Source organism: Dactylosporangium sp. NPDC006015, assembly GCF_040614215.1.
GTDB classification, from domain to species: Bacteria; Actinomycetota; Actinomycetes; order Mycobacteriales; family Micromonosporaceae; genus Dactylosporangium; species Dactylosporangium maewongense.
In genome coordinates this window covers 397,742-421,674 of record NZ_JBEXUD010000004.1, presented here as the reverse complement: position 1 = coordinate 421,674, position 23,933 = coordinate 397,742, and the positions used below count along the sequence as shown (strand labels likewise).

General features: G+C 72.7%; 26 protein-coding genes. 22 read left to right on the top strand and 4 right to left on the bottom strand.

Translation table 11 applies throughout. The features are described 5' to 3' along the window. The first annotated feature begins 5 nt into the window (after positions 1-5). From ABZ321_RS10515 to ABZ321_RS10465, 11 genes are all read left to right on the top strand, one after another. Complete coding sequence (locus ABZ321_RS10515) at positions 6-1,358, top strand: hypothetical protein (protein WP_354890777.1); 1,353 nt, start codon at positions 6-8, stop codon at positions 1,356-1,358. Between the two features lie 94 nt (positions 1,359-1,452). Then, on the top strand, positions 1,453-1,713 hold the full coding sequence (locus ABZ321_RS10510) for a hypothetical protein (protein WP_344505002.1): 261 nt from the start codon (positions 1,453-1,455) through the stop codon (positions 1,711-1,713). A 1-nt stretch (position 1,714) separates the two neighbouring features. Then, complete coding sequence (locus ABZ321_RS10505) at positions 1,715-2,281, top strand: hypothetical protein (RefSeq protein WP_354890776.1); 567 nt, start codon at positions 1,715-1,717, stop codon at positions 2,279-2,281. Between the two features lie 159 nt (positions 2,282-2,440). Beyond that, the gene (locus ABZ321_RS10500; protein ID WP_354890775.1) at positions 2,441-3,079 is read left to right on the top strand and encodes a TetR/AcrR family transcriptional regulator; all 639 of its coding nucleotides are present in this window, start codon (positions 2,441-2,443) and stop codon (positions 3,077-3,079) included. A gap of 74 nt (positions 3,080-3,153) precedes the next feature. Further along, complete coding sequence (locus ABZ321_RS10495) at positions 3,154-4,131, top strand: hypothetical protein (RefSeq protein WP_344504999.1); 978 nt, start codon at positions 3,154-3,156, stop codon at positions 4,129-4,131. Then, positions 4,128-4,880 carry a nitroreductase family protein gene (locus ABZ321_RS10490; protein ID WP_354890774.1) on the top strand — a complete coding sequence of 251 codons (753 nt, stop codon included), beginning with the start codon at positions 4,128-4,130 and terminating at the stop codon, positions 4,878-4,880. Before ABZ321_RS10495 ends, ABZ321_RS10490 begins: the two co-directional genes overlap by 4 nt. Further along, positions 4,877-5,584, top strand: coding sequence for a nitroreductase family protein (locus ABZ321_RS10485; RefSeq protein WP_354890773.1), 708 nt, complete (start codon positions 4,877-4,879; stop codon positions 5,582-5,584). The genes ABZ321_RS10490 and ABZ321_RS10485 overlap by 4 nt, the downstream gene beginning before the upstream one ends. Further along, positions 5,581-6,543 carry a zinc-binding dehydrogenase gene (locus ABZ321_RS10480; protein ID WP_354890772.1) on the top strand — a complete coding sequence of 321 codons (963 nt, stop codon included), beginning with the start codon at positions 5,581-5,583 and terminating at the stop codon, positions 6,541-6,543. Before ABZ321_RS10485 ends, ABZ321_RS10480 begins: the two co-directional genes overlap by 4 nt. Next, positions 6,540-7,265 (top strand): enoyl-CoA hydratase/isomerase family protein, encoded by a 726-nt coding sequence (locus tag ABZ321_RS10475; RefSeq protein WP_354890771.1) that lies wholly within the window; start codon positions 6,540-6,542, stop codon positions 7,263-7,265. Before ABZ321_RS10480 ends, ABZ321_RS10475 begins: the two co-directional genes overlap by 4 nt. Positions 7,266-7,267: 2 nt before the next feature. Then, the gene (locus ABZ321_RS10470; RefSeq protein WP_354890770.1) at positions 7,268-7,753 is read left to right on the top strand and encodes a MaoC family dehydratase; all 486 of its coding nucleotides are present in this window, start codon (positions 7,268-7,270) and stop codon (positions 7,751-7,753) included. A gap of 150 nt (positions 7,754-7,903) precedes the next feature. Next, the gene (locus ABZ321_RS10465) at positions 7,904-8,935 is read left to right on the top strand and encodes a PHB depolymerase family esterase (RefSeq protein WP_354890769.1); all 1,032 of its coding nucleotides are present in this window, start codon (positions 7,904-7,906) and stop codon (positions 8,933-8,935) included. An 86-nt stretch (positions 8,936-9,021) separates the two neighbouring features. On the opposite strand, the gene ABZ321_RS10460 is transcribed toward ABZ321_RS10465, so the two are convergent. The 4 genes from ABZ321_RS10460 to ABZ321_RS10445 all read right to left on the bottom strand — a co-directional run bounded on the left by ABZ321_RS10460 (position 9,022) and on the right by ABZ321_RS10445 (position 11,440). Beyond that, entirely contained in the window at positions 9,022-9,231 is a 210-nt protein-coding gene (locus ABZ321_RS10460) for a DUF6289 family protein (RefSeq protein ID WP_354890768.1), read from the bottom strand. Positions 9,232-9,366: 135 nt separating this feature from the next. Beyond that, entirely contained in the window at positions 9,367-9,879 is a 513-nt protein-coding gene (locus ABZ321_RS10455; RefSeq protein WP_354890767.1) for a flavin reductase family protein, read from the bottom strand. Next, positions 9,876-10,721, bottom strand: coding sequence for a VOC family protein (locus ABZ321_RS10450; protein WP_354890766.1), 846 nt, complete (start codon positions 10,719-10,721; stop codon positions 9,876-9,878). The genes ABZ321_RS10455 and ABZ321_RS10450 overlap by 4 nt, the downstream gene beginning before the upstream one ends. Continuing rightward, positions 10,718-11,440 (bottom strand): enoyl-CoA hydratase/isomerase family protein, encoded by a 723-nt coding sequence (locus ABZ321_RS10445; protein WP_354890765.1) that lies wholly within the window; start codon positions 11,438-11,440, stop codon positions 10,718-10,720. The genes ABZ321_RS10450 and ABZ321_RS10445 overlap by 4 nt, the downstream gene beginning before the upstream one ends. A 198-nt stretch (positions 11,441-11,638) precedes the next feature. On the opposite strand from ABZ321_RS10445, the gene ABZ321_RS10440 reads away from it, so the two are divergent. Genes ABZ321_RS10440 through ABZ321_RS10390 form a run of 11 tightly spaced genes read left to right on the top strand, consistent with a single transcriptional unit; the run spans position 11,639 to position 23,848 of the window. After that, complete coding sequence (locus tag ABZ321_RS10440; RefSeq protein ID WP_344504984.1) at positions 11,639-13,159, top strand: ABC transporter substrate-binding protein; 1,521 nt, start codon at positions 11,639-11,641, stop codon at positions 13,157-13,159. Positions 13,160-13,161: 2 nt separating this feature from the next. Beyond that, complete coding sequence (locus ABZ321_RS10435; protein WP_344504983.1) at positions 13,162-14,031, top strand: ABC transporter ATP-binding protein; 870 nt, start codon at positions 13,162-13,164, stop codon at positions 14,029-14,031. Beyond that, positions 14,013-15,065, top strand: a complete 1,053-nt coding sequence (locus tag ABZ321_RS10430) for an ABC transporter permease (protein ID WP_354890764.1) — start codon at positions 14,013-14,015, stop codon at positions 15,063-15,065. Before ABZ321_RS10435 ends, ABZ321_RS10430 begins: the two co-directional genes overlap by 19 nt. Positions 15,066-15,069: 4 nt before the next feature. Beyond that, the gene (locus ABZ321_RS10425) at positions 15,070-15,957 is read left to right on the top strand and encodes an ABC transporter permease (RefSeq protein ID WP_354890763.1); all 888 of its coding nucleotides are present in this window, start codon (positions 15,070-15,072) and stop codon (positions 15,955-15,957) included. After that, positions 15,954-16,745 (top strand): ABC transporter ATP-binding protein, encoded by a 792-nt coding sequence (locus ABZ321_RS10420; RefSeq protein ID WP_344504980.1) that lies wholly within the window; start codon positions 15,954-15,956, stop codon positions 16,743-16,745. Before ABZ321_RS10425 ends, ABZ321_RS10420 begins: the two co-directional genes overlap by 4 nt. 32 nt (positions 16,746-16,777) lie before the next feature. Beyond that, entirely contained in the window at positions 16,778-18,211 is a 1,434-nt protein-coding gene (locus ABZ321_RS10415) for a zinc ribbon domain-containing protein (protein ID WP_354890762.1), read from the top strand. Further along, positions 18,211-19,395: an acetyl-CoA acetyltransferase gene (locus ABZ321_RS10410; protein ID WP_354890761.1), complete on the top strand. Its 1,185-nt coding sequence runs from the start codon at positions 18,211-18,213 to the stop codon at positions 19,393-19,395. The genes ABZ321_RS10415 and ABZ321_RS10410 overlap by 1 nt, the downstream gene beginning before the upstream one ends. Beyond that, positions 19,392-20,294: an SDR family NAD(P)-dependent oxidoreductase gene (locus ABZ321_RS10405; protein WP_354890760.1), complete on the top strand. Its 903-nt coding sequence runs from the start codon at positions 19,392-19,394 to the stop codon at positions 20,292-20,294. Before ABZ321_RS10410 ends, ABZ321_RS10405 begins: the two co-directional genes overlap by 4 nt. A gap of 7 nt (positions 20,295-20,301) precedes the next feature. Continuing rightward, positions 20,302-20,796, top strand: coding sequence for a VOC family protein (locus ABZ321_RS10400; protein WP_344504976.1), 495 nt, complete (start codon positions 20,302-20,304; stop codon positions 20,794-20,796). Beyond that, on the top strand, positions 20,796-22,307 hold the full coding sequence (locus ABZ321_RS10395) for an AMP-binding protein (protein ID WP_354890759.1): 1,512 nt from the start codon (positions 20,796-20,798) through the stop codon (positions 22,305-22,307). Before ABZ321_RS10400 ends, ABZ321_RS10395 begins: the two co-directional genes overlap by 1 nt. Then, positions 22,304-23,848: an AMP-binding protein gene (locus ABZ321_RS10390; protein WP_354890758.1), complete on the top strand. Its 1,545-nt coding sequence runs from the start codon at positions 22,304-22,306 to the stop codon at positions 23,846-23,848. The genes ABZ321_RS10395 and ABZ321_RS10390 overlap by 4 nt, the downstream gene beginning before the upstream one ends. Positions 23,849-23,933 lie beyond the last annotated feature (85 nt).

Below are 23,933 nucleotides of genomic sequence, written 5' to 3'. Positions count from 1 at the left end.
CTAGGATGCCTTACGCGACGTGCGCGCCGGCACAAGCTGAGGATCCTGACCACCGCGCCGGGATGCAGGCCGACTGCATCCCGGCGGATCTGGTCGCCCGCCTGGTGGAGCTCGGTCACGCCGGAGAGGTGGAGCTGCAGGCGGGGCGCGGCGAGTGGTTCTGCGCGCTGCACCTGGCGCGGGACCACGCCGGGCGGGACCGGCAGGAGGAGGCCCTCGCCGTCCTCGCCCCGTTCGTCGCGACGGGCCGGTGGGTCGCGGTGGAGACCGCCGCGGGGCTCCTTGAGGGCTGGGGGCGGGCCGAGGAGGCGATCGCGCTGACCCGGGCGCACGCGTCCGGCGGCGGCGTCGCGGTGGCGTTCGCGGCCCGGCTGCTCGCCCGGCACGGCCGCGGCGACGAGGCGTTCGACCTTCTGGCGCCGCACCTCGCGGACCGGACCGCCGCCGAGGCGCTCGTCGACGTCGCCGGGACGGTCGGCCGGGACGAGGAGGCGGCCGTGCTGCTGACCGCCCGCGTCGAGACGCCCGGCCGTCGGGACTGCGGCTGCCCGCGGATGGAACCCGGCAATGCGGTGGAGCTGCTCGCCGCGATCCGGGAACGGCAGGGCCGCGTCGACGACGTGGTCGCTCTGCTGCACGCCGGGGATGTCACGCCCGACCTGCTGGCCGACCTGCTCGCCCGCCACGACCGGGTCGGGGAGCTGCGGGCGTACGCGGCCTCCGAGGTCATGGGTCACGCCACGGACCGGCTCGCGGCGCTGCTGGAGGAGCGCGGCGACGTGGACGGCGCGGTCGACGTGTACCGGCGGTGGCTGGAGGGGCCGGGTTGTGACGTCCGGTTGTCGCTGGCGGAGCTGCTGCTCCGGCACGGCAGGGACGACGAGGCGTTCGAGGTGCTGTGCGCGCTCGCGGACGGCCCCGGCGGCACGGAGGACGTCGTCGTCTACGCGGTGTGCGGGTACCACACCGACCGCGGCCGCCCGGACGAGGCCCTCGCCCACCTGGACCGGCTCAAGACCCGCGCCGGCGGCGAGGACTGGCAGTACGTCGGGCTGCGGCTGCACCTGATGGCCGCGTGCGGACTGCTCGACGAGGCGGTCGACCTGGCGCGGACCGACCCTCCCGAGGGGGAACCGTGGTTCGCGGTGATGATGGTGGCCGCCATCCTCGCCGGCGCGGGCCGCACGGAGGAGGCCCTCGCCGTGCTGGAACGCGACGCGCCGGACCTCGTCCGCGACCGGGCGGGGCTGCTCATCGAACTCGGCCGGGTCAAGGAGGCCGTGGCGCTGCTGCAGGCGCCCGTGCCGCGGCCGACCTGGCCGGAGCCGGTCGACCCGGTCGACGAGCCGCCCTTCTGACCGGCCGGGCTACAGTGTCCGCCGTGGACGCCGAGGATCTTGACTACCGCGCCCGCACGCCGCGGCCGCGGGCCGGGACGAGGAGGCCGCGGCGTTGCTGACGGCCCGCATCGAGGCGGGCGGCGCCCGGCCGCACCACTGTCTCGAGTGTCTCGAGCCGTTCAACGCGTTGGACCTGCTGGCCGCGATCCGGGAGCGGCAGGGCCGGGTGGACGAGGCGGTCGCCGTGCTGCGCGACCGGGAGGCGACCTCGGTGAACGGCCGTGACGCGCTCGCCGAGCTGCTGGCCAGGCACGACCGGGTATCACGGGGACGCCGCGCGACGTCTCGCGGAGCTGCTGGAGGAGCGCGGTGACGTGGAAGGCGCGATCGCCGTCTACCGCGACCCCGGCGACTCGGGGTCCCGCCGGGTCTTCGGCCTGTCGTATCTCGCGGAGCTGCTGGTGCGGCACGGCCGCCCCGACGAGGCGACGGAGGTGCTGCGGGAGCTCGCTTCCACGTGCACGGACGACTGGAGCGTCGACGAGCTGTGCACGCACCTCGCGGCCCAGGGGCGCGCCGGGGACGGGCTGGCCTTCCTGGATGCCCTCGGCTTCGACGAGTGGGAGTTCTTCAGGATGCGGCTGGAGCTGATGGCCGGCTGCGGCCGTCTGGACGAGGCCCTCGAACTGGCGGCCGCGCACCCTGAGGGCGGCACCGGCTACGCGGCCGAGACCGTCGCTGGACTGCTCGCCGGCGCCGGACGTACGCAAGAGGCGGTCGACGTGCTCGAACGCCCCGGTTCCGGCCGGGGGAGTCGGGCGCTTGCCGGCTACCTGCTCGACCTCGGCCGGGTGAAGGACGCCATGGCGGTGCTGCAACGGCCCATGCCCAGGCCGGCCGGGCTGACTTCGGTGGGACCGGTCGATGGGCCGCCGTTCTGAGCGTCGCGTTCTAGGCTGTATGAGGGTGACAGCACGAGGCGGTGCGCAAGCTGGCACTTCGCGCCGTACCCTGTGCGCACGAAAGTTTGAGGGGTCCAGCAGCAAACCTTCCGACCGGACGGTAGGCTCTGGGCTCCGCAGCGATACAGGAGGCCGTAAATGGCTCGTGCGACGTCCGCCCGGCCGGAGTCGACCCGCCGCCGGCAGCGGTGGCCGGACGGGTACGACCCGGAGAACACCCGCAAGTCGCTGATCACGAGCGCGCTGGACCTGTTCGAGAAGCGCGGCTTCGACCGCACGTCGGTGCAGGAGATCGCGGACCAGGCGCAGCTGACGAAGGGTGCGTTCTACCACCACTTCGAGAGCAAGGACGACCTGCTGCGGCACATCCAGGAGGAGTACCTGGAGGCCCAGCTCACCGCGATCCAGCAGATCGAGGCCGGCAGCGACGACCCGGCGGTGCGGGTGCGCGAGCTGATCCGGTTCAGCCTGACCAGCGTCGCCGAGTACCGGGCGCACGTGACGATCTTCTACCAGGAGCGGCGGTACCTGACCGGGGAGCTGTTCGCGGAGGTGACCCGCAAGCGGGACCTGGTCGAGGCGGCCTTCGCCGGGTTGGTGCAGGACGGCGTCACGCGGGGTGTGTTCCGCGCGGACGTCGACGCCCGGATCGCCACGTTCGGTCTGGTCGGCATGTGCGCGTGGGCGTACCAGTGGCTCAACCTGAGTGGCCCGCTGAGCGTGGACGAGGTGGCGCGCCAGTTCAGCGCCATGGTCCTGGAGGGCCTGTACGCCTGATGGGCAGGGCGAACCCTTGAGGGGGCCGCTCCCGGTGTGATAGATACCTTCCAGTCGGAATGATTGGAGGGTCCATGACACGGGCGGTTCGGGCAGGCATGGACTTCGTCACCGCGCTGGACCGGGGCAGCCTCGGCGGCCTCGCCCGGCTGTGCGCGCCCGGCGCGACCTGGTGGGTCGACACCGGACCGGACCGCCGCGGCGGCGACCCGGCGGTGTCGCCCGGCGGCAGCGGCCGGTTCCCGCTGCACGGGCTGATGCGCATGGACGACAAGCTCGCGCTGATGCGGTCGCTCGGCCCGAAGGCGTTCCCGACCGGCTGCCGGCAGATCCCGCGCCGGGTGATCGCCGGGACCGACGTGTGCGTCATCGAGGTCGAAGGCCACGGCCTGCACGCCTCCGGCCTCGAATACGCCAACCGGTACGCGTTCGTGTTCGACGTCGACGCCGCCGGGGCGATCGTGTCGGTGCGCGAATACCTCGACACCATCCACGCCCAGCACGTCGTCGGCGCCGGCGCCCCGGTGCCCCGCACCACCCTGGACCACGTGCCCGGACCCGGCGGCCAGCGGCCGGGGAGCCGGGCGGAGGAGCTGGCGCTCGCGCTGTGGCCGGCCCTCGCCCGAGGCGACGTCGACGCCTTCGCGGCGCTGTTCGACGCCGGCGCCACCTGGTGGACCGACTCCGGCCGGGACCGTGAGCGCGGGCGGCTGCACCGTACCGGCGACATCACCGCGAACGGCCCCTTCCACGGCACCGTCGCCATCGCCGACAAGCTCACCGCGATGCGGGCCAGGATCGCCTCCGGTGCCTACGCCTCCGCGGCCGTCACCGTCACCCCGCACCGGTGGGTCGCCGACGACACCCTCGTGGCGATCGAGGCGAGCGGCGACGCGACCCTGGGCGGCGGGCCCCAGCAAGAGAACCGGTACCAGAACCGCTACCTGTGGGTCGTGGACACCGCCCCGGACGGGATCGCGCAGGTCCGGGAGTACTGCGACACCCTGCACATCGCCGACCTCATGGGCTACGACGCGGAGGTCGGAGCATGACCGGGCTTCCCTTCACCGACCTCAACCACGTCCTCACCACCACCCGGTCGGTGCGGCTGCGGCTGGACTACGACCGGCCGGTGCCCCTCGACGTGATCGGCGAGTGCCTCCAGCTGGCGGTGCAGGCCCCGACCGGTGGCGCCGCCGAGGACTGGCGCTGGGTCGTCGTCGGCGACCCGGACCGCAAGGCCGAACTGGCCCGCCTGTACCTGGACGCCTACCTGGAATACGTGCACAAGCCGCTGCACAGCGCCGAGGGCGCCGAAAGCCGGATCGTGCGCGGCCGCCTCGGCGGGGTCGACGAGCACGGCGCGGTCAGCGCCCGGACCGCGCGGATCCTCGGCGGCGCCGAGCACCTCGCGCACCACATCGGCCGGGCGCCGTTCCTGGTCATCCCGTGCGCGACCCGGCCCAACCCGGCCAAGGGCGGCGCCGGCACGCACTCGGCCGTGTACGGGTCGCTGTATCCGGCGATCTGGCAGTTCAACCTCGCGCTGCGGGCCCGCGGGCTCGGCACCGTCATCACCACCCTGCACCTGCACCACGCCGCCGCCGCGGCCGAGCTGCTAGGCATCCCCGACGACGCCCTGCAGATCACCATGCTCCCGATCGCGTACACCCAGGGCACCGACTTCAAGGTCGCCGCCCGCAAGCCCGTCAGCGACGTCGCCTTCCTCGACCGGTGGGGCGACCCGCTGCCCTACGAGGACAAGCCCGTCGACCGCCTGACGGGAGAGGACACCGCATGACCGTCCCCGCCGTGATCACCGACATCGACGAGGTCCTGACCACCACCCGCGCGGTGCGGCACCGCATGGACTTCACCCGGCCCGTCGACCGTGCCGTCGTCGAACACTGCCTGCGGCTGGCCCAGCAGGCGCCGATGGGCTCCAACCTCGAGGACTGGCGGATCGTCGCCGTCGACGACCCGGCGCTGAAACGCCGCATCGGCGCGCTGTACACCGAGGTGTGGCACCAGACCGTCGAGGGGCCCCTCGCGGGCGGTGAGGCGGCGACGACCACCCGGCTGTCACCGTCGGTGCGGCCCGACCCGGCGTCGCAGGCCCGGCAGGCGCGGATCCTGACCGCGGTCAAGTACCTGGTCGACCACCTCGAGGAGGTGCCGGTCCTGGTCGTGCTGTGCAGCACCAAACCGGTCCCGCAGCGCCCGGTCGGCGGCACCGCGTCCGGCTACTACGGCTCGATCTTCCCGTTCGCCTGGTCGTTCCAGCTGGCGCTGCGCTCCCGCGGCCTGGGGTCGGTGATGGCGACCGCGCTGGCGCACAAGGCGACGCAGGTGCGGGAGGTGCTCGGCCTGCCCGACGACTGGCGGCCGATCACGCTGCTGCCGGTCGCCTACACCAAGGGCCTCGACTTCCGGCCCGCAGCCCGCGCCGACCTCGGCGACGTGACGTTCTGGAACGGTCCCACCGAGCGGGCCGGGTCCGCGTGAGGGCCGCCTACGTCACCGAGCCGTCCCCGGCCGACCCGGTCGCCGCGATCCGGGTCGGTGACCTCGACACCCCCGCGGTCCCCGACGGCTGGGTCCGCGTCGACGTGCGGGCCGGCGCGCTCAACATGCACGACCTGTGGACGCTGCGCGGCGCCACCCGGCACCCGGGCACCGGCCCGCACGTGCTCGGCAGCGACGCCGCCGGGGTGGCCGGCGGACAGGACGTCGTGGTCTACCCGGTGCTGCCCGCGAACGGCGGAAACGGCGGGCGGGCCGTCGCGCACGCGACCCTGCTGCCCGACGCCGGTCACGGCGTGCTCGCCGAGCACATCGCCGTCCCCGCCGCACACGTCCTGCCGCGCCCGGCGCACCTGGACTGGGCGGAGGCGGCGAGCCTGCCGACGGCGTGGCTGACCGCGTACCGGATGCTGTTCACCAAGGCCGCCCTCGCCCCCGGGCAGGTGGTGCTGGTGCAGGGCGCCGGCGGCGGCGTGGCGACCGCCGCGGTCAGCCTGGCCGTCGCGGCCGGCGCCACCGTCGTCGTCACCTCCCGGTCCGAGCGGAAACGGGAGCGGGCCCTCGAGCTCGGCGCCGCCGCGGCGTTCGACACCGGCGCTCGGATCCCGGAGCCCGCCGACGTCGTCGTCGAGACCGTCGGCGCAGCGACGTTCGAGCACTCGACCCGCTCCACCCGCGTCGGCGGCACGATCGTGGTCTGCGGCGGCACCAGCGGCTTCACCGCGAGCCTCGACCTGACCCGGCTGTTCGCCCGGGAGATCACCGTCCACGGGTCGACGACGGGATCCCTGGCGGAGTTCCGGGCGCTGCTCGACTTCGTCGCCGAGCACCGGCTCCGTCCGGTCGTCGACAGCACCGTCGACCTCGCCGACATCTCCACCCAGGCCACGCGGATGCTGTCCGGCGCCGCCTTCGGCAAGCTCTGCGTGGGTGTCGCATGACCGCGCCGGTGGTGGTGACCCGCCGAGGGGCGGCGCTGTGGGCGCGGATCGACCGGCCCGGCGCCGGCAACGCGTGCAGCTCCGCGGTCATGGCCGGCCTGGAGGAATGGCTCGCAGCGGCCGACGAACCCGGCATCCGCGTCCTCGTGCTCACCGGCACCGGCCGCAGCTTCTGCGCCGGCGCCGACCTCGCCGAGGCCACGGCACTGCTCCGGGACCTGACCGCGCTGCGGAAGTTCCTGGACCGGGGCCGGAGGCTGGTCCGTGCGGTCATGGCCGCCGGTGTACCGACGATCGCCGCCGTCAACGGTGCCGCGTTCGGCGGCGGCCTCGAACTGCTGCTCGCCTGCGACGTCGCCGTCGCCGCGGACACCGCCCGGATCGGTGACCGGCACATCGCCGTCGGCCAGGTCCCCGGCTGGGGCTCCAGCGTGCTGCTGCCGCTCGCCGTCGGGCCGGCGGCCGCCCGGCGGCTGCTCATCGCGGGCGAGACCTGGACCGGCGAGGACGCCGCGCGCCGCGGGCTCGTCAGCGAGGCGGTCCCCGCCGCGGACCTCGACCGGCACGTCGAGGCCCTCGCCGAGCGGATCGCCGCCCTGGACGAGGCGGCGGTGCGGCGCATGCTGCGGGTCGCCCGGCCGGTCGTCGCCGCCGACGCGTGGGACCGCGAATGGACCACCCTCACCGAACACGTCACCGCCCTCGCCACCGAACCGGAGTGACCATGCGACCCGTCCGTCTCACCACCGTGCCCGCCCCCGACGACCTGCTCGGCCTGGTCGGCCACGAGCTCGGCGCCAGCGAGCCGCAGGTGCTCACCCAGGACCAGGTGGACCAGTTCGCCGACGTCACCAAGGACCACCAGTGGATCCACGTCGACGTGGACCGGGCCCGCTCCGGGCCGTTCGGCACCACGATCGTGCACGGCTTCCTGACCCTGGCGCTGGTGCCGCGGCTGCTCGCCGACATCCTCGAGGTGCGGACGTACTCGATGGGGGTCAACTACGGCCTGGACCGGGTCCGGTTCGTCAAGCCGCTTCCGCCCGGCGTGCAGATCCAGGGCGCGGCGACCCTGCTGTCGGCGAAGCCGATCGACGCCGCCGCCGGCCAGCCCGCCGGCGTACAGGCGAAGGCGTCGGTGGTCGTGGAGTTCGCCGAGACCGGCGAGACCTGCTGCGCCGCGGAGATCCTGTTCCGCTACTACAGCTGAACCACAGCGGACAGGTCAGGCGGCGCACGGCCAGAGCCGGACATGCCGGCCACACCCGCGGACATCGAACTATGTGCCTGGCGTCGATGGTTCGCCGGCGCCTGGTCCCCCTAGCCTCGGCGGACACACCCCGCCGCCACGGGAGGATCCATGAGATTCCTCGTCCGCTCCGTCACGGCCGCCGCCGTGACCGCCCTGCTCGTGCTGGCCGGCGCCGTGCCGGCGCGGGCCGCGAACCCGCCCACCAAGCCGCCCGTCGCCGGATCGCTCGGCACCTACAACGTCTCGTCCGTGTACGTCGCCGGCGTCTCGTCCGGCGGCGCGATGGCCACGCAGCTGCACGTCGCGTACTCGTCACGGATCCAGGGGGCGGCGATCTTCGCGTCCGGGCCGTACTACTGCGCCCAGAACAACGCCGGCCAGGCGCTGTACGGCTGCATGGACAACGTGTGGCCGACGTACCTGACGAACCTGCAGACGTACACGCGCACCTGGGCGGCATACGGCTGGATCGACCCGGTCGGCAACCTCTCCGGCCGGCCCGTCTACGTGTTCCACGGCAACGGCGACACCACGGTCAAGAAGTCCGTCAACGACGACCTGGTCCGCTACTACCAGCATTTCGGCGCGAGCGTGCAGTACGACAGCGGCTCGTCCGCCGGGCACGCCTGGGTCGGTCCGTACGGGACGGTCAGCTGCTCGGCCACCGCGTCACCGTTCCTCAACGACTGCGGCACCGACCCACAGAACGCGTTCCTGCGCAAGCTGTTCGGCTCGGTCAACGGGCCCAACACCGGCGCGCTCGGTGGCCGGCTGATCAGCTTCAGCCAGAACACCTTCGCCGTCAACGGCTATGCCAACGGGATCAGCATGGGCGCGACCGGTTTCGCGTACGTCCCGTCGGCGTGCACCGCAGGCCAGTCGTGCCGCCTGCTCGTCGCGCTGCACGGCTGCAAGCAGGCCTACGCCGAGGTCGGCACGGCCTTCGTCGACCGGGCCAACCTCAACCAGTACGCCGACACGAACAGCATGATCGTGCTGTATCCCCAGGCGCTCGCCACTGCGGTCAACCCCAACGGCTGCTGGGACTGGTGGGGCTACCTGGGCGCGACCAACTACCCGATCAAGGGCGGGGCGCAGCTGGAGACCATCATGAACATGGTGCGCCGCCTGGACGGCTGAGCGGTGCTCTGCCGCGCCGGGCTCACGGCGCGTCCACGGTCGACTTCCTGGACGCGCCGTGAAGGGCGACCCGGCCGGGCCGGGCGTCACACCGGGCCGGGGCCGCCCCCGCAGCCCTGCACGATGTAGGTCGAGTAGCCGGCTTTGATGCCCCAGTCGAGGACGACGCCCTGACAGTTCGTGGTGTGCCCGCCCTGCTGGTGGGTGCGCGCGGCGTCGGAGTAGAAGAGCCAGCCGCACATCGTGTCGGCCGGACACGCGCTGTACGCGGCGGCCGGCGTGACCGGCGCCAGCACAAGCGAACCTGCGACCACTGCGGATGCCAGCGCGAAGCGACGCAACAACGAATTCATAAAGTGATGTTCGCCAATGTACTGTCGAAGCGCAAGAGCTCCAGGTGGACGCTCAATCCGGCGGGCGGCTGCGCGGACCTACTCGGTGGGGCCGGTGGGGGCGACGAACCGGCCGCGGTAGAACGACAGGGCCGGGACCTTCGTCGGCTTCAGGTGCACGTGGTCGACGTCCACCAGCACGATGACGTGGTCGCCGCTGGTGATCACCTCGTCGCGGACCCCGGCCAGGATCGCCGGGGTGCCGGGCAGCAGCGGCACGCCGTCCGGGCCGGGCGCCCAGGACACGCCGCTGAGCTTCTCCGCGCCGGACAGCCCCGAGGTCGCGAACCGCCGGGCGATGTCCTCCTGGTCCTGGCCGAGGATGTGGATCGCGATCCGGTCCGCCGCGACGAGCACCTTGAAGCTCGACGACGACGTCGCCACGCAGAACAGCACCTTCGCCGGGGTCAGCGAGACCGACGTGAACGAGTTGACGGTCAGCGCCGCCACGGCACCGCCGGCCGCCGTCGCGGTCACGGCGGTCACCCCGGTGGGGAAGTGCCCGCAGACCTGGCGGAACTCGGCGGAGTCGAACAGGGGCTCGGTCGTCATCGGTCCACCGCCGGGGGAGAGGAGTTGGGAGCGTCGGGGCGCAGGCCGCCTTCGAGCTGCACCAGGCACAGGGTGTGCCCACCGGGGTCCTTCACCAGGTGGAGCCGCCCGTGCGGGCTGTCGACGGGGCCGACGGTCGGCGTGCCGCCCAGGTCGGACACCCGCGCCAGCGCGTCGTCGAGGGGGCCGACGTTGAAGTACGTGATCCACTTCGACGGGATGATGTTCGGCCACTCGTTGTCCAGTTCCAGGACGCCGGCGACGGGCACGTCGCCGAGCATGAGGACCGTGTACGGGCGGGCGGTCGGCGAGTCGTCGCGCTGCTGGGTGGCGTAGCCGAACAGGTCCTGGTAGTAGGCGACCGAGCGTTGCGGCTCGCCGGTGTCCAGCTCGTTCCAGCACAGGGCGCCGACGGTGTTGAGCGTCTGCACCCCCGCCCGGGACTCACCCTGGTACAGGCCGAACGCCGCGCCGAACGGGTCGACGACCACGGCGCCGGTGCCGGCCGCCGGCAGGTAGCGCGGCGGGGTGACGAGCTCCCCGCCGAGCGTGACGGCCTGGTCCGCGGAGCGTGCGACGTCGTCGACGGCGAAGTAGGCGATCCAGCCGCGGGGCCGGCCGCCGTGCAGGCCCGTGGCGTCGGAGATGCCGGCGACGTCGTGCCCGTCGACGCTGCACATCCGGTACGTGGTCGCGCCGAGCTGCTCGTGCCGCACGGTCCAGCCGAGCAGCGCGCGGTAGAAGTCCTCGGCCTGCTGCGGGTCGGTGGTGCACAGCTCCACCCAGACGGCCTCACCGGGCTGGAACCCTGCCTGAAACTCTGCCTGGAACGGCGGGTTCACGCGGTCACGCTCGCGACGATCGTGCGGGCGGAGACCTCGTAGGCGTGCTCCGGGGAGCCGGTGGCGAGGCTCGACTCGACCACCTCGACGACTGCGCGCAGGGTGTGCGGCGGCACGGCGGCGAGCGCCTCGACGAGGGCGTCGACCTCGCTGTCGAGGTCGTCGTCGGCGACCACCCGGGCGACCAGGCCCCAGCCGAGCAGCTGGTCGGCGGTCGCGGTGCTCGCGCCGGTCGCCAGCGCGTACGCGTGCGGGCGGGGGAGGGCCTGGGCGATGGTGTGGCCGACGCCGGCGGGGGCGAAGCCGAAGCGGGCCTCGGGCAGCGACAGCCGGGCGCCGGCGGCGGCGACCGGCAGGTGGACGGCGCTGAGCAGACCGGCGCCGAAGCCGATGACGTGCCCGCGGACCGCGCTGACCACGGGCACCGGCAGCCGTCTGATGCGGTGCAGCGCGGCGTCGCTGTCGCGCAGCCCGGCGGCGACCGCCTCCGGGGTGGTGCCGGCGAGCGCGGCGAACGACGTGGTGTCCCAGCCGCCGCAGAAGTGCCGGCCCGCCATGTCCAGTCGGATCACGGCGCAGGTGCCGTCCGCGGCGGCGGTCTCCATCGTGGCGACGAGCCCGGCGAGGGCGCCGTCGTCGAAGCAGTTGCCGCGGGCCGCGTTGTCGTAGCGGACGCGGGCGACGCGACCGTCGTGTTCGCGGGTGAGGGTGATGGCCACCGCCGGATCATACATACCAGTCGGTATGAAGACAACGATGCTGGCAGACGGGGGTGTGTCACGCGGTCGTTACGGACCTGACACCAGTTGGACCTGTTGACTTGATACCGGCTGGTCGGTACTTTGTGGCCAGCGTCACGGCCGCGGCTCGCGGCGACATGACGGGTCAATCGTTGTGAAGGACGTCCATACATGCTCATGAGCTCCTTGCGATCCCGGCGGCCTCTGGCGCTGGTCGCCTCCCTTGCCCTCGCCGGCGCCGGCCTCGCCGCCTGTGGTGACTCGAAGCCCGGCACCGCCCAGTCGGCCGGCCCGTTCACCGTCCGGGCGCTGCTCGCGGCCCAGCCCGCGACCCTCGACCCGATCGTCGGTGCGCGGTCGGCCCAGATCGTCTGGGCCACCATGCTCGAACCGCTGATCAACACCGACGCCGGCCTCAAGGCCGTCGACACCGGCCTCATCACGAGCTGGACCCGCACCGACGCGACCACCTGGACGTTCAAGGTCCGGCCCGACATCAGCTTCAGCAACGGCGAGAAGGCCGACGCCGCGGCGGTCGCCAACACCCTCACGCTCACCCGTGACACCGCGGCGTCGCAGCTCAAGTCGTACTTCACCAACGTCGCCGACATCGCGGCGCCGGACGCCACCACGGTCGTGGTGAAGACCAAGACCTCCCAGTACAACCTCGCGGACCTGCTCACCACCGTCTACCTGGTGCCGCCGAAGTACTACCAGGAGAAGGGCTCGGCGGGCTTCGCCGCGGCCCCAATCGGCACCGGCCCCTACGTGTGGGCCGGCTCGAACGCGGGCCGCGACATGTCGGTCAAGAAGAACCCCGACTACTGGGGCCCGAAGAAGGCGATCAACGACGGCATCACCTTCACCTGGGCCAACGAGGCCGCGCAGCGGCTCGCGCTGATCCAGAGTAAGAGTGTGGACGTCTCGTTCGACCTCCCGCCGGCCCAGGCCACCACGGCCAAGAAGGCGGGCATCACGGTGACGAGCACCGAGACCGCGATCAAGATCATCGCGTTCCTCGACTCGACGAAGCCGCCGTTCGACGACCCGAAGCTGCGCGAGGCGGCCGCCCTGGCCATCGACCGGGACGCGATCGTCAAGGGCATCTTCGACGGCCAGGCCGTCGCTGACGCCGGCCTGCTCAACGTCAGCCCCGGCCAGAAGCCGGCGCAGAGCGTGACCGCCGACCCGGCCAAGGCCAAGGAGCTCGTCGGTGCCGCCGCCCCGGCGGTGCAGATCCACTACCCGGCGGCGCAGTACACCAACATCGAAGAGGTCTCGCAGGCCGTCGGCGGTGCCCTCGAGAAGGCCGGCTTCAAGGTCACGTACGTGCCGATCGACTACGGCACCCTCGTGAAGCGGGTCGTCGGCCGTCAGGTCCCCGGCATCTCGATCTTCGCCGGCGTGCCCAACGTCGCCGTCCCGGACTTCTTCGCCAGCGGCTTCATGAAGACCAAGTCGATCACCGGCAACTGCCCGGACCCGAAGATCGACGACCTGGCCCAGAAGGCCCTGGAGCAGACCGACGCCGCCGCGGCCGCCCCGATGTACGAGGAGCTCAACACGATCGGCGTGGTCGAGAAGCACTGCTACGTGCCGCTGTACCGGCAGGTGTTCAACTACGCCACCGCCGGCGGCGTCAAGGGTCTGGTGTTCGGTCCGCTGAACACCGTCGACTTCACCCAGACGACCCACTGACAATGTCCGACGTCGTGCAGAACGGGATGCCGGGCGGCGACGCCCGGCACCCCCACGCCCTGGAAAAGACCCCAGCCAGGACCCCGGATCGGGGTGCGCCGGTGCTGGAGGTCGACGACCTGGTCGTCGAGCACCGCAACCGGCGCACCGGCGAGGTGTTCCGGGCCGTCGACCACGTGTCGCTGCGCATCGGCGCCGGCGAGAGCGTCGCGGTCGTCGGCGAGTCCGGCTCGGGCAAGACCACCCTCGCCATGGCCGCGACCGGGCTCGGCACCCGCGGCGAGGGCGACATCCGGCTCCTCGGGCACTCGCTGTCCTCGGTCGGCCGCAAGCAGCTGCGCCGGCTGCGGCCCGAGGCGCAGGTGGTCTTCCAGGACCCGCACGGCTCGCTCGACCCCCGCCAGTCCGTGCGGTCCGGGCTGCGGGAGCTGCGCTCGCTGCAACCGGAGCGCACCTCCTGGATCGAGGACACCGCCCTGCTCGAACGGGTCCGGCTCGAGCCGTCGATCCTCGACCGCTACCCGCACCAGCTCTCCGGAGGGCAGGCGCAACGGGTCTGCATCGCCCGGGCACTGCTGATGCGGCCCCGGCTCATCGTCGCCGACGAGCCGACGTCCGGGCTCGACGTCTCCGTGCAGGCCGACGTGCTGGCCCTGCTCAAGGAGATCCGCGCGACCACCGGCGCGGCCCTGCTCATGATCAGCCACGACCTGGCCGTGGTCCGCTCGGTCTGCGACGTCGTGCACGTCATGTACCACGGCCGGGTCGTCGAGTCCGGGCCCTGCGAGACCGTCTTCGCCCGGCCCCAGAACGACTACACCCGCGAGCTGCTCGCCGCGATGCCAGGAGCGCGATGGAGGTCACGGCAATGAAGACCAGCCCGGTCCCGGCGGCGAACAACGTCGCACCCCCGCTGACCAAGGCCGGCATGCCGGCGGCGCCCGGTGGGGCGACCCCGGCGGCGGCGAAGAACGGCCGGTCCAGGCGGGCCGGTGCGCTGCGCCGCGCCGCCGCCCGGATCGCCGCCCTGCTGGCGTCGCTGCTGATCGCGCTGAGCATGGCGTTCATGCTCGGCCGGCTGTCCGGCGACCCGACCACGACCATCCTCGGCCCGATGGCGACACCCGAGCAGCGCGAGGCCCTGCGCCACGAGCTCGGCCTCGACCGGCCGCTGCTGGTCCAGTACCTCGACTACCTCAAGGGCGTCTTCACCGGTGACCTCGGCCAGTCGCTGCAGTTCTACCAGTCGAACACCTCGATGATCATGGACCGGTTGCCGTTCACGCTGCAGCTCGTCGCGGCCGGCATGGCCCTCGCCATCCTCATCGGCGTGCCCCTCGGCGTGCTCGCCGCCAGGCGCGAAGGCACCTGGTGGGACCGGGCCGCGTCGACCGTCGCGCTGCTCGGCCAGTCCGTGCCGGTCTTCTGGTTCGGGATGATGCTGGTGGTGCTGTTCGCCGTGAACCTCGGCTGGCTGCCGGCCGGGCAGTCCGGCACCCCCGCACACCTGGTGCTGCCGGCGCTGACGATGTCGGTGTACCCGATGGCGCAGATCGCCCGCCTCACCCGCGCCTCGATGAGCGAGGCCCTCGCGGAGCCGTACATCGACGCCGCCAAGGCCCGCGGCATCCTCGGCCGCCGGGTGGTGTGGCGGCACGCGTTCAAGAACGCCATGATGCCGATCCTCACCATCGTCGTGCTGCAGACCGGCATCCTGCTGTCCGGCGCGGTCGCCGTCGAGTACGTGTACTCCTGGCCCGGCCTCGGGCAGCTCGCCCTGCAGGCCATCCAGTTCCGCGACTTCCCGCTCGTCCAGGCGATCGTCGTGTTCGGCGCGCTGGTCTTCGTCCTGCTCAATCTGCTCGTCGACGTCATCCACTCGATCGTCGACCCGAGGGTGAGGTGACGGCATGAGCCAGCTTGAGCTGGAGATCAAGACGAATGACGGCGCGGTTGCGCAGCCCCGCCGGTCCAAGCGGACGTCGGCGTTCTGGCTGGCGGTGCCGATCGCCGTGGTCGCCGTCGCCGTGTTCGTCCTGCCGCTGACCGGCCTGCTCCCCGCCGCCGGCCAAGACCTGAACGCGACCCGGCAGCCGCCCGGCTTCCTGTCCGGCGGCTCCTGGTCGCACCCGCTCGGCACCGACAAGCTCGGCCAGGACCTGCTCACCCAGTTCGTCGAGGCGGGCCGGCTGACCATCATGATCGGCCTGGTCGGCGCGGTCGTCGCGATCGGCCCCGGCACCCTGCTGGGCCTGCTCGCCGGGTACTTCCGCGGCTGGGTCGACCGGGTCATCTCCGTGCTCATCGACGCCCAGCTCGCGCTGCCGTTCATCCTCGTCGCCCTGGCGATCATCGCGAACCGGGGCAGCTCCCTGCCGGTGCTGTTCCTGGTCCTGGCGCTCACCGGCTGGGCCGTCTGCGCCCGGGTCACCCGCTCGGCGACCCTCGCGATCCGGGAACGCCAGTTCGTGCTCGGGCTGCGCGCCGCCGGCGCGTCGGAGCTGCGCATCGTGTTCCGGCACATCCTGCCCAACCTCGGCGGCACGATCGTCGCGCTCGGCACCCTCCAGGTCGGCACCGCCATCCTGATCGAGAGCGCGCTCAGCTTCCTCGGCCTCGGCGTGGTGCCCCCGATGAACAGCTGGGGCTCGCTGCTGGCGGCCGGCCAGGACGAGCTGAGCACGGCCTGGTGGATCGCGTTCTTCCCCGGCTTCGCGGTCACCGTCCTCGTGCTGCTGGTCAACCTGCTCGGCGACGCCCTGCTCACCCACTACGACCCCCGCAAGAGGCGCCGATGACCAGCCTGCTGCACGTGTCCGGCCTGTCCATCTCGGCCCGCCTCACCGCCGGGCACCTCAGGCTGCTCGACGGCGTCGACCTCGACGTGGGCCGCGGCCAGATCGTCGGCGTCGTCGGCGAGTCCGGCAGCGGCAAGACCACCCTCGCCCGGTCCGTCGTCGGCCTGCTCGAACGCAACGTCACCGTCGAGGCCGGCACCGTCGAACTGGCCGGCGACGTGGTGGTCGCCCCCGGCGTCGACCGCACGGACCGGATCCGCGGCACCGCCGTCGGCATGGTCTTCCAGGATGCGTCCCGGTCGCTGAACCCGCTGATGAAGGTCCGCACCCACCTCGGCGAGGTGCTGCGCCGGCACGTCCGCGACATCGGCAAGGCCGACGTCGAGCGGCGCTCCGTCGAGGTCCTCGAACAGATGCGGATCAGCGACCCGGCCCGGGTCCTGGACAGCTACCCCCACCAGCTGTCCGGCGGGCTGCGCCAGCGGGTCGCGATCGGCCTCGCCGTCGTCACCCGCCCGGCGCTCGTCATCGCCGACGAGTGCACCACCGCGCTCGACGTCACCACCCAGACCAAGGTCGTCGCGCTGTTCCGGACCCTGGTCGACGAGCTCGGCATCGGCCTGCTGTTCGTCACCCACGACCTGATGCTCGCCAGCGACCTCTGCGACCGGATCGCGGTGATGAGCCGCGGCCAGGTGGTCGAGCAGGGCGGCGTCGAGGACGTGCTGGACCGGCCGCGGCAGGACTACACCCGCCGGCTGCTCGCCGCCATCCCCTCGTGGACCTGACCGCTGTGGACCCGACCTCTGTGGAGCGTTCCTTGACTGACCAGGGTATCGACGCGTACGCGGCCTACCTGCCCGCCTACGTGCTCACCGACAACCGCCTCGACCCGGCCGGCGGGCCCGCCCCGGCCAAGGGCCCGGCCCGCAGCGTCGCCGGCTACGACGAGGACGTGATCACGATGGCCGTCGAGGCGCTGCGGCACCTCGCGGCCGCCACCCCGGCCGGCCGGCACCTGCTGCTCGCCACCACCAGCGCACCCTACGAGGCGAAGACCTCCGCCGGGATCGTGCACGAGGCGCTCGGGCTCGACCCCGGCGTCAGCGCCGTCGACCTGCGCGGGCACCGCTCCGGCGCGGCCGCCCTCGACCTGGTGGTCCGGGCCGGTGCCGTCGCCGCCGCCGCCGACCTGCGCACCACCCGCCCCGGCGCTCCCGACGAGCTCGCCCAGGGCGACGCCGCGGCCGCGTTCGCCGGCGGCGCCGGGCACGCCGCGGTGCTGCTGGCCCGCGCCGGGCACACCACCGAGATCCTCGAACGGTGGCGGCTGCCCGGCGAACGCCACGACCGGGTCTGGGACGAGCGGTTCACCGCCGAGATCCTCGCCGCCGCCGGCCTCGACGCGGCCCGCCGCGCCCTCGCCGAGGCGGCCCTGGACGCCGTCGACCACGTCGTCGTCTCCTCCTCCAACCCGCGGGCGGCGGCCGCCCTGCGCCGGGCGCTGCGCGGCACGGTGCCCTCCCAGCAGGACGCCGCCCTGGAACGGGCCACCGGGTTCACCGGCGCCGCCCACCCGGGGCTGCTGCTCGCCGCCGCGCTCGACGACGCCGAGCCGGGACAGACGATCCTGCTGCTGTCCGCGACCGAGGGCGCCGACGCGTTCGTGTTCCGCGCCGGCGACGGGGTCCGCGACGCCCGCAGCGGCCCGTCGGTGCGCGACCAGCTCGCCGCCCGGCAGATCCTCGGCTACGGCCGGTACCTGCGCTGGCGCGGGCTGCTGGACGTGCAGGGCCCGGCCCGCCCCGCGGCACCGGCCCCGGCGGCGCCGCCGATGCACCGCCGGGCCGGCTGGAAGTACCGCCTCGAGGGCAGCCAGTGCGGCGCCTGCGGCCGGGTCACCACCCCGCCGGGCCGGGTCTGCGCCGCCTGCGGCATCGCCGGGGCCGGCGAGGCGAAGGTGTCGCTGCGGGACCGGACCGCCCGGGTCGTCTCCGTGACCCGCGACCACCTGACCACGATGCCGGAGCCGGAGGTCGCCGTCGTCATCGCCGACGTCGACGGCGGCGGCCGGCTCAGCGCCTACGCCACCGACGTCCCGCCCGGCGACGTCACCGTCGGCATGGCGATGACACCGACGTTCCGCCGGCTGTGGACCACCGACGCGATCCACAACTACTTCTGGAAGCTCCGCCCGGCCCCGACCCCGGACCCGACTCAGGACCCGACTCAGGACACGGAAGGAACGCACTGATGGGCAGCAGGCGCACCACCCATGACGTCGCGATCGTCGCGATGGGCTGCACCCCGTTCCGCGACCACTGGCACTCCTCCGCCGACGACCTGCTCGTCGACGCCGTGCAGGAGTGCGTCGGGTCGCTGCCGTCGGTCACCCTCGACGACGTCGACGCGTTCTGGGTCGGCACCCAGGGCTCCGGCATGTCCGGGCAGACCCTGGCCCGGCCGCTGCGGCTGACCGGCAAACCCGTCACCCGGGTCGAGAACTACTGCGCCACCGGGTCGGAGGCGTTCCGCAACGCGGTGTTCGCGGTCGCGTCCGGCGCCTACGACATGGTCATGGCGACCGGCGTGGAGAAGCTCAAGGACTCCTCGTACTCCGGGCTGTCGGCGGTGTACCCGCCCGCGGACGGCACCGACGTCGACTGGACCGCACCCGCCGGGTTCTCCCTGCTGGCCCCGGCCTACCAGGAGGCGTACGGCGTCGACGCCCGCGACATGCGCAGCGCCCTGACGAAGGTCGCGATGAAGAACCACGCGAACGGCGCCCTCAACGAACGCGCCCAGTTCCGCAAGGCCGTCACCGCGGAGACCGTCGAGCGCTCCCCGCGCATCGCCGGGCCGCTCGGGGTCATGGACTGCTCCGGCGTGTCCGACGGTGCCGCCGCCGCCATCATCGTGCGGGCCGAGGACGCACACCGGTACACCAGCAAACCCATCTACCTCAAGGGGATGAGCTTCGTCGCCGGGTCCGGTGCGGGCCTGGCGTCGGACGGCTACGACTTCACCAGCTTCCCCGAGGTCGTCGCCGCCGCCCGCCAGGCCTACGAGCAGGCGGGCGTCACCGACCCGGCCGCGCAGATCTCCCTGGCGGAGGTGCACGACTGCTTCACCCCGACGGAGGTGGTGCTCATGGAGGACCTCGGGTTCTCCGAGCGTGGCAAGGCGTGGCGGGACCTGCTCGACGGCCGCTACGACCTCGGCGGCGCGCTGCCGGTCAACACCGACGGCGGCCTCAAGTCCTTCGGCCACCCGATCGGCGCGACCGGCCTGCGGATGATGTTCGAGTGCTTCACCCAGCTGCGGGGCGAGGCCGGGGCCCGGCAGGTCCCCGGCGCGAAGCTCGCCGTCGCCCAGAACCTCGGCGGCCAGCCCGGCTCCTGCGTCGCGTTCGTCGCCGTCCTGGGCAGTGAGCGATGAGCGCCGTGAAGCTGGACGGGCGGGTCGTGATCGTCACCGGCGCGGGCAACGGCATCGGCCGGGCGCACGCCCTGTCCCTCGCGGCGCACGGCGCGTCCGTCGTCGTCAACGACCTTGGCGGCGGCGTCGACGGTACGGGCACCGGCGGCGCGGCGGACAAGGTCGTCGAGGAGATCCGCGCGGCGGGCGGCACCGCGACCGCGTCCACGGACTCCGTCGCGACACCGGCGGGCGGCGCGGCCCTGGTGCGGACCGCCGTCGACGCGTACGGCACGGTCGACGCCGTCATCCACAACGCCGGCATCCTGCGCGACCGGACCCTGGCGAAGCTCACCGACGACGACGTGCAGGCCGTCCTCGACGTGCACCTCACCGGCGCGTTCAACGTGCTGCGCCCCGCCTGGCCGATCATGGCGGCGCAAGGGTACGGCCGGGTCGTGCTCACCAGCTCGTCCTCCGGGCTGCTCGGCAACTTCGGCCAGTCCAACTACGGCGCCGCGAAGGCCGGCCTCGCCGGGCTGATGCAGGTGCTGTCCCTGGAAGGCGCCCGCCGGGGCATCCTGGTCAACACCATCGCCCCGACCGCCGCGACCCGGATGACCGACGGCCTGCTCGGCGAGCTCGCCGACCGGTTCGACCCGCGGCACGTCGCCGCCGTCGGCACGTTCCTCGCCTCGGAGCAGTGCACCCTGACCCGGCACATCCTCACCGTCGGCGGCGGCCGCGTCGGCCGGATCTTCCTGGGCGTCACCCCCGGCTGGTACGGCGGCGAAACCCCGGCGACCCCCGACGACATCCTCGGCGCCCTCGACGAGATCTGCTCCCTGGACGGCTTCATCGTCCCGGACAGCGGCGCCGACGAGGTCGAACTGATCCAGCAGGTACTTTCCGGAAAGTGAGCGATTGATGCCGGTCAGCGAAGTGCATCACGTGGCCATGACCGTGTCCGACGTGGACCGGGCCGCCGACTTCTACGAGAAGGCCCTCGGCTACCGCAGGACCCTGCGCAGCGACGTCGGCGGGCCGGGGATCGAGGTGTCCCTCGGCCTGCCGCCCGGCACCACCGGCAAGGTGCAGTACATGCAGGGCCCCAGCAAGATCGGGCAGCTCGAGCTCATCGAGTGGAACGGCACCAAGACCCGGACCGCGACCGGCGGGCACCTGGAGCTCGGCACGTTCCTGCTCAGCTTCGAGGTGCCCGTCGAGGAGATCGGCGACCTGCACCGGAAGATGACGGAGCTCGGCGCGGAATGCCTCGGCGAACCCAACCGGGTGCTGCTGGAGAACTACGGCTACATCACCGCGTTCGCGGCCCGCGACCTCGACGGCAACCTCCTCGAGTTCGTGTCGCTGCCCAGCCGGGAGGAGATCCTGGCGTACCGGAACGGCACCGCGAACTGATGGGCGCCGCGAACTTCGCCGAGACCCTACGGCTGCAGGCGCTGCGGCGCGCGGACCGGGAAGCCCTCGTCGACGGCGCCGACCGCTGGACCTACGCCCAGCTCGACGCCGACGTCGACCGGCACGCCGCGGCCCTGCTGTCCGCCGGCATCGGTGCTTCGGACCTGGTCGGGGTGCTCGGCCGCAACACCGCCACCTACGTCCTGGAGCTGCTCGCCCTCGCCCGGATCGGTGCGATCTCGGTGCCGCTGAACTGGCGGCTGCACGTCACCGAGCAGGCCTACGTCATCAACCAGGCCGGCATCACCTGCCTGCTCTACGACGACGACTTCGCCGACACCGCCGCGGAGCTCTGCGCCAAGACCGGGATCGCGACCGCGGTCGCCAACGGCGCGCAGGTGGTCGGCGACGCGCAGCCGCTGTCCGCGCTCCTCGACCGGCAGCCGGCCGGGGTCCGGGTCCCCGACGCGGAGAAGGCACCCGAGGACATCCACCGGCTGCTGTACACCTCCGGCACCACCGCACACCCGAAGGGCGTCATCCACACCTGCGGGAACCTCACCGCCAACCACCTCGCCCAGGTCCTCGAACTGGAGCTGACCCAGCACGACCGGATCCTGATCTCGGCGCCGCTCTTCCACGTCAGCGGGCTGGAAGCACCCGGGCTGGCGATCTTCACCGCCGGCGCGACGATGGTGCTCACGCCGACGTTCAAGGCCGCCGACATCGCCCGGATCGCGACCGGGGAACGCATCACCGGCATGGTCCTCGCCGCGCAGATCCTGTTCGGCCTGCTCGACCTGCCGGAGCCGCCGGACCTGTCGGCGCTGCGGTACCTGCTGTTCGCCGGGGTCGCGCCCACCGTGCGGCGGGACGTGAAGCGGCGCCTGCCGCACGTCCGGCTCATCGACACGTTCGGGATGACCGAACTGTGCAACGGCGTCTGCTACATGGACGCCGCGCACGAGGAGAGCAAGATGGGCGCGCTCGGCGCCCCGTTCCCCGGCGTGCACATCAGGATCGTCGACGAGCAGTTCCGGCAGGTCCCGCCCGGCACCGAAGGGGAGATCATCATCCGTGGCGCGAAGATCTCACCCGGGTACTGGAACGATGAGGAGACCAACCGGCGCACCCGCCGCGACGGCTGGTTCCTGACCGGCGACGTCGGCCGGATCGACGAGGACGGCTACCTGTGGTTCGTCGACCGGCGCACCGACCTCATCAAGTCCGGCGGGGAGAACGTCGCCGGCGCCGAGATCGAGCGGGTCATCGCGCAGCACCCGGACGTCGCCGAGGTCGCCGTCATCGGCGTCCCCGACCCGCAGTGGGACGAGGTGCCGAAGGCGTTCGTCATCCTCCGCGACGGCGCCGCGGCCACCGGCGCCGACATCCGCGAGCACTGCCGCGCCAACCTCGCCGGGTTCAAGGTGCCCAAGTACGTCGACGTGGTGGAGTCGCTGCCGCGCAACGACTCCGGCAAGGTCCTCAAGCGCGAGCTGAGGTCGGCGTGACGACCGCGAACATCGCCGCGATGCTGGGCGGCAACGCGCTGCGGTTCGGCGACGCCGACGCGCTCGTCTTCGAGGGCCGGCGGTGGACCCACCGGCAGCTGAACGAGGACGTCAACGCCCTCGCCGCGGGCCTGACCGCCGAGGGCGTCGGGCACGGCAGCCGGGTCGCGATCGTGGCCAACAACGTGCCCGAGTTCCTCATCCTGTCCCTCGCCCTGTCGAAGCTCGGCGCCGTGTTCGTCCCGCTCAACTACCGGCTCACCGCGGGCGAGCTCGCCCAGCTGCTCGGCCACGCCCGGGTGCAGTCGGTCGCGACCGTGCCGGAGTTCGCCGAGCTGACCGCCGCCGCGATCACCGACCTGCCCGGCGTGCGGAAGCTCGCGCTGGAGCCGATCGACGGGTGGGTCGACCTGCGGGCACTCGTCGAGGCGCACCGCGGCGCACGGGTCGCCGACGCCGAGCTGGCCGACGATGCCCTGCAGCGCATCATCTACACGTCCGGCACGACGAGCCTGCCCAAGGGTGTCATGCTCACCCACGGCAACGTGAACATGAACATGCACGCCCAGATCGTCGAGCTCGGCCTTCGCCCGACCGACCGGATCCTCAACTTCGCGCCGCTGTACCACGTCGGCGGCACCGACCTGCCCGGCTACGGCATCTGGCACGTCGGCGGCTGCATGGTGCTGCAACGCCGCTTCGACCCCGCCGCGGTGCGGCAGGCCATCGAGGCCGAGCGCATCACCGGCATGGTCATGGCCGCCACGATGCTCGACATGGTGCGCCGCTCGGACACGCCCGCGGACCTTTCGTCGGTGCGGTGGCTCATCTACTCGCAGGTGACCTCGGCGCTGTACGCGGTGGCGCGGGAACTGTTCCCCAACGCCCGGCTGATCGAGGGCTACGGCCTGACCGAGACGTGCAGCGGCCTCACGTACCTCGACCACGCCCACATGGAGTCCAAGCAGGGCTCCGTCGGCATCCCGGTGCCTTGGGTCCAGGTCCGGGTCGTGGACGCCGACGACAACGACGTGCCGGTGGGGGAGAACGGCGAGGTCGTCGCCCGCGGCCCGAAGGTGAGCCCCGGCTACCTCGACGACCCGGAGGCCACCGCGCACGCGTTCCGCGGCGGCTGGTTCCACACCGGCGACGTCGGCTGCTTCGACGCCGACGGCTACCTGTACATCCGCGACCGCCTCAAGGACATGATCCGCAGCGGCGGCGAGAACATGGCAAGCGCCGAGATCGAGAACGTCCTCGCCGACCACCCGCTCGTCCTCGCCGTCTCGGTGATCGGCGCGCCGCACCCGAAGTGGCAGGAGGTCCCGGTCGCGTTCGTCATCGGCCGGCCCGGCCTGACCGCGGAGTCGCTCATCGAACACGCCCGGCAGCGCCTTGGCAAGTTCAAGGTCCCGAAGGAGCTCTACCTCGTCGACGAGTTCCCGACCAACCCGTCCGGCAAGGTACTGAAGCGAACCCTGCGCGACCAGCGCCCCACGCTGCGTCCCGACTGGACCTACGAGCCGCTGCCGCACGACTGACAGCCATCAGCTCCCGCGGCGACTCGCCGGCAGAAGGCGGAGATCCTGGGCCTGCCGGCGCTTCGGCCTGGGGGTGTGCGGACCA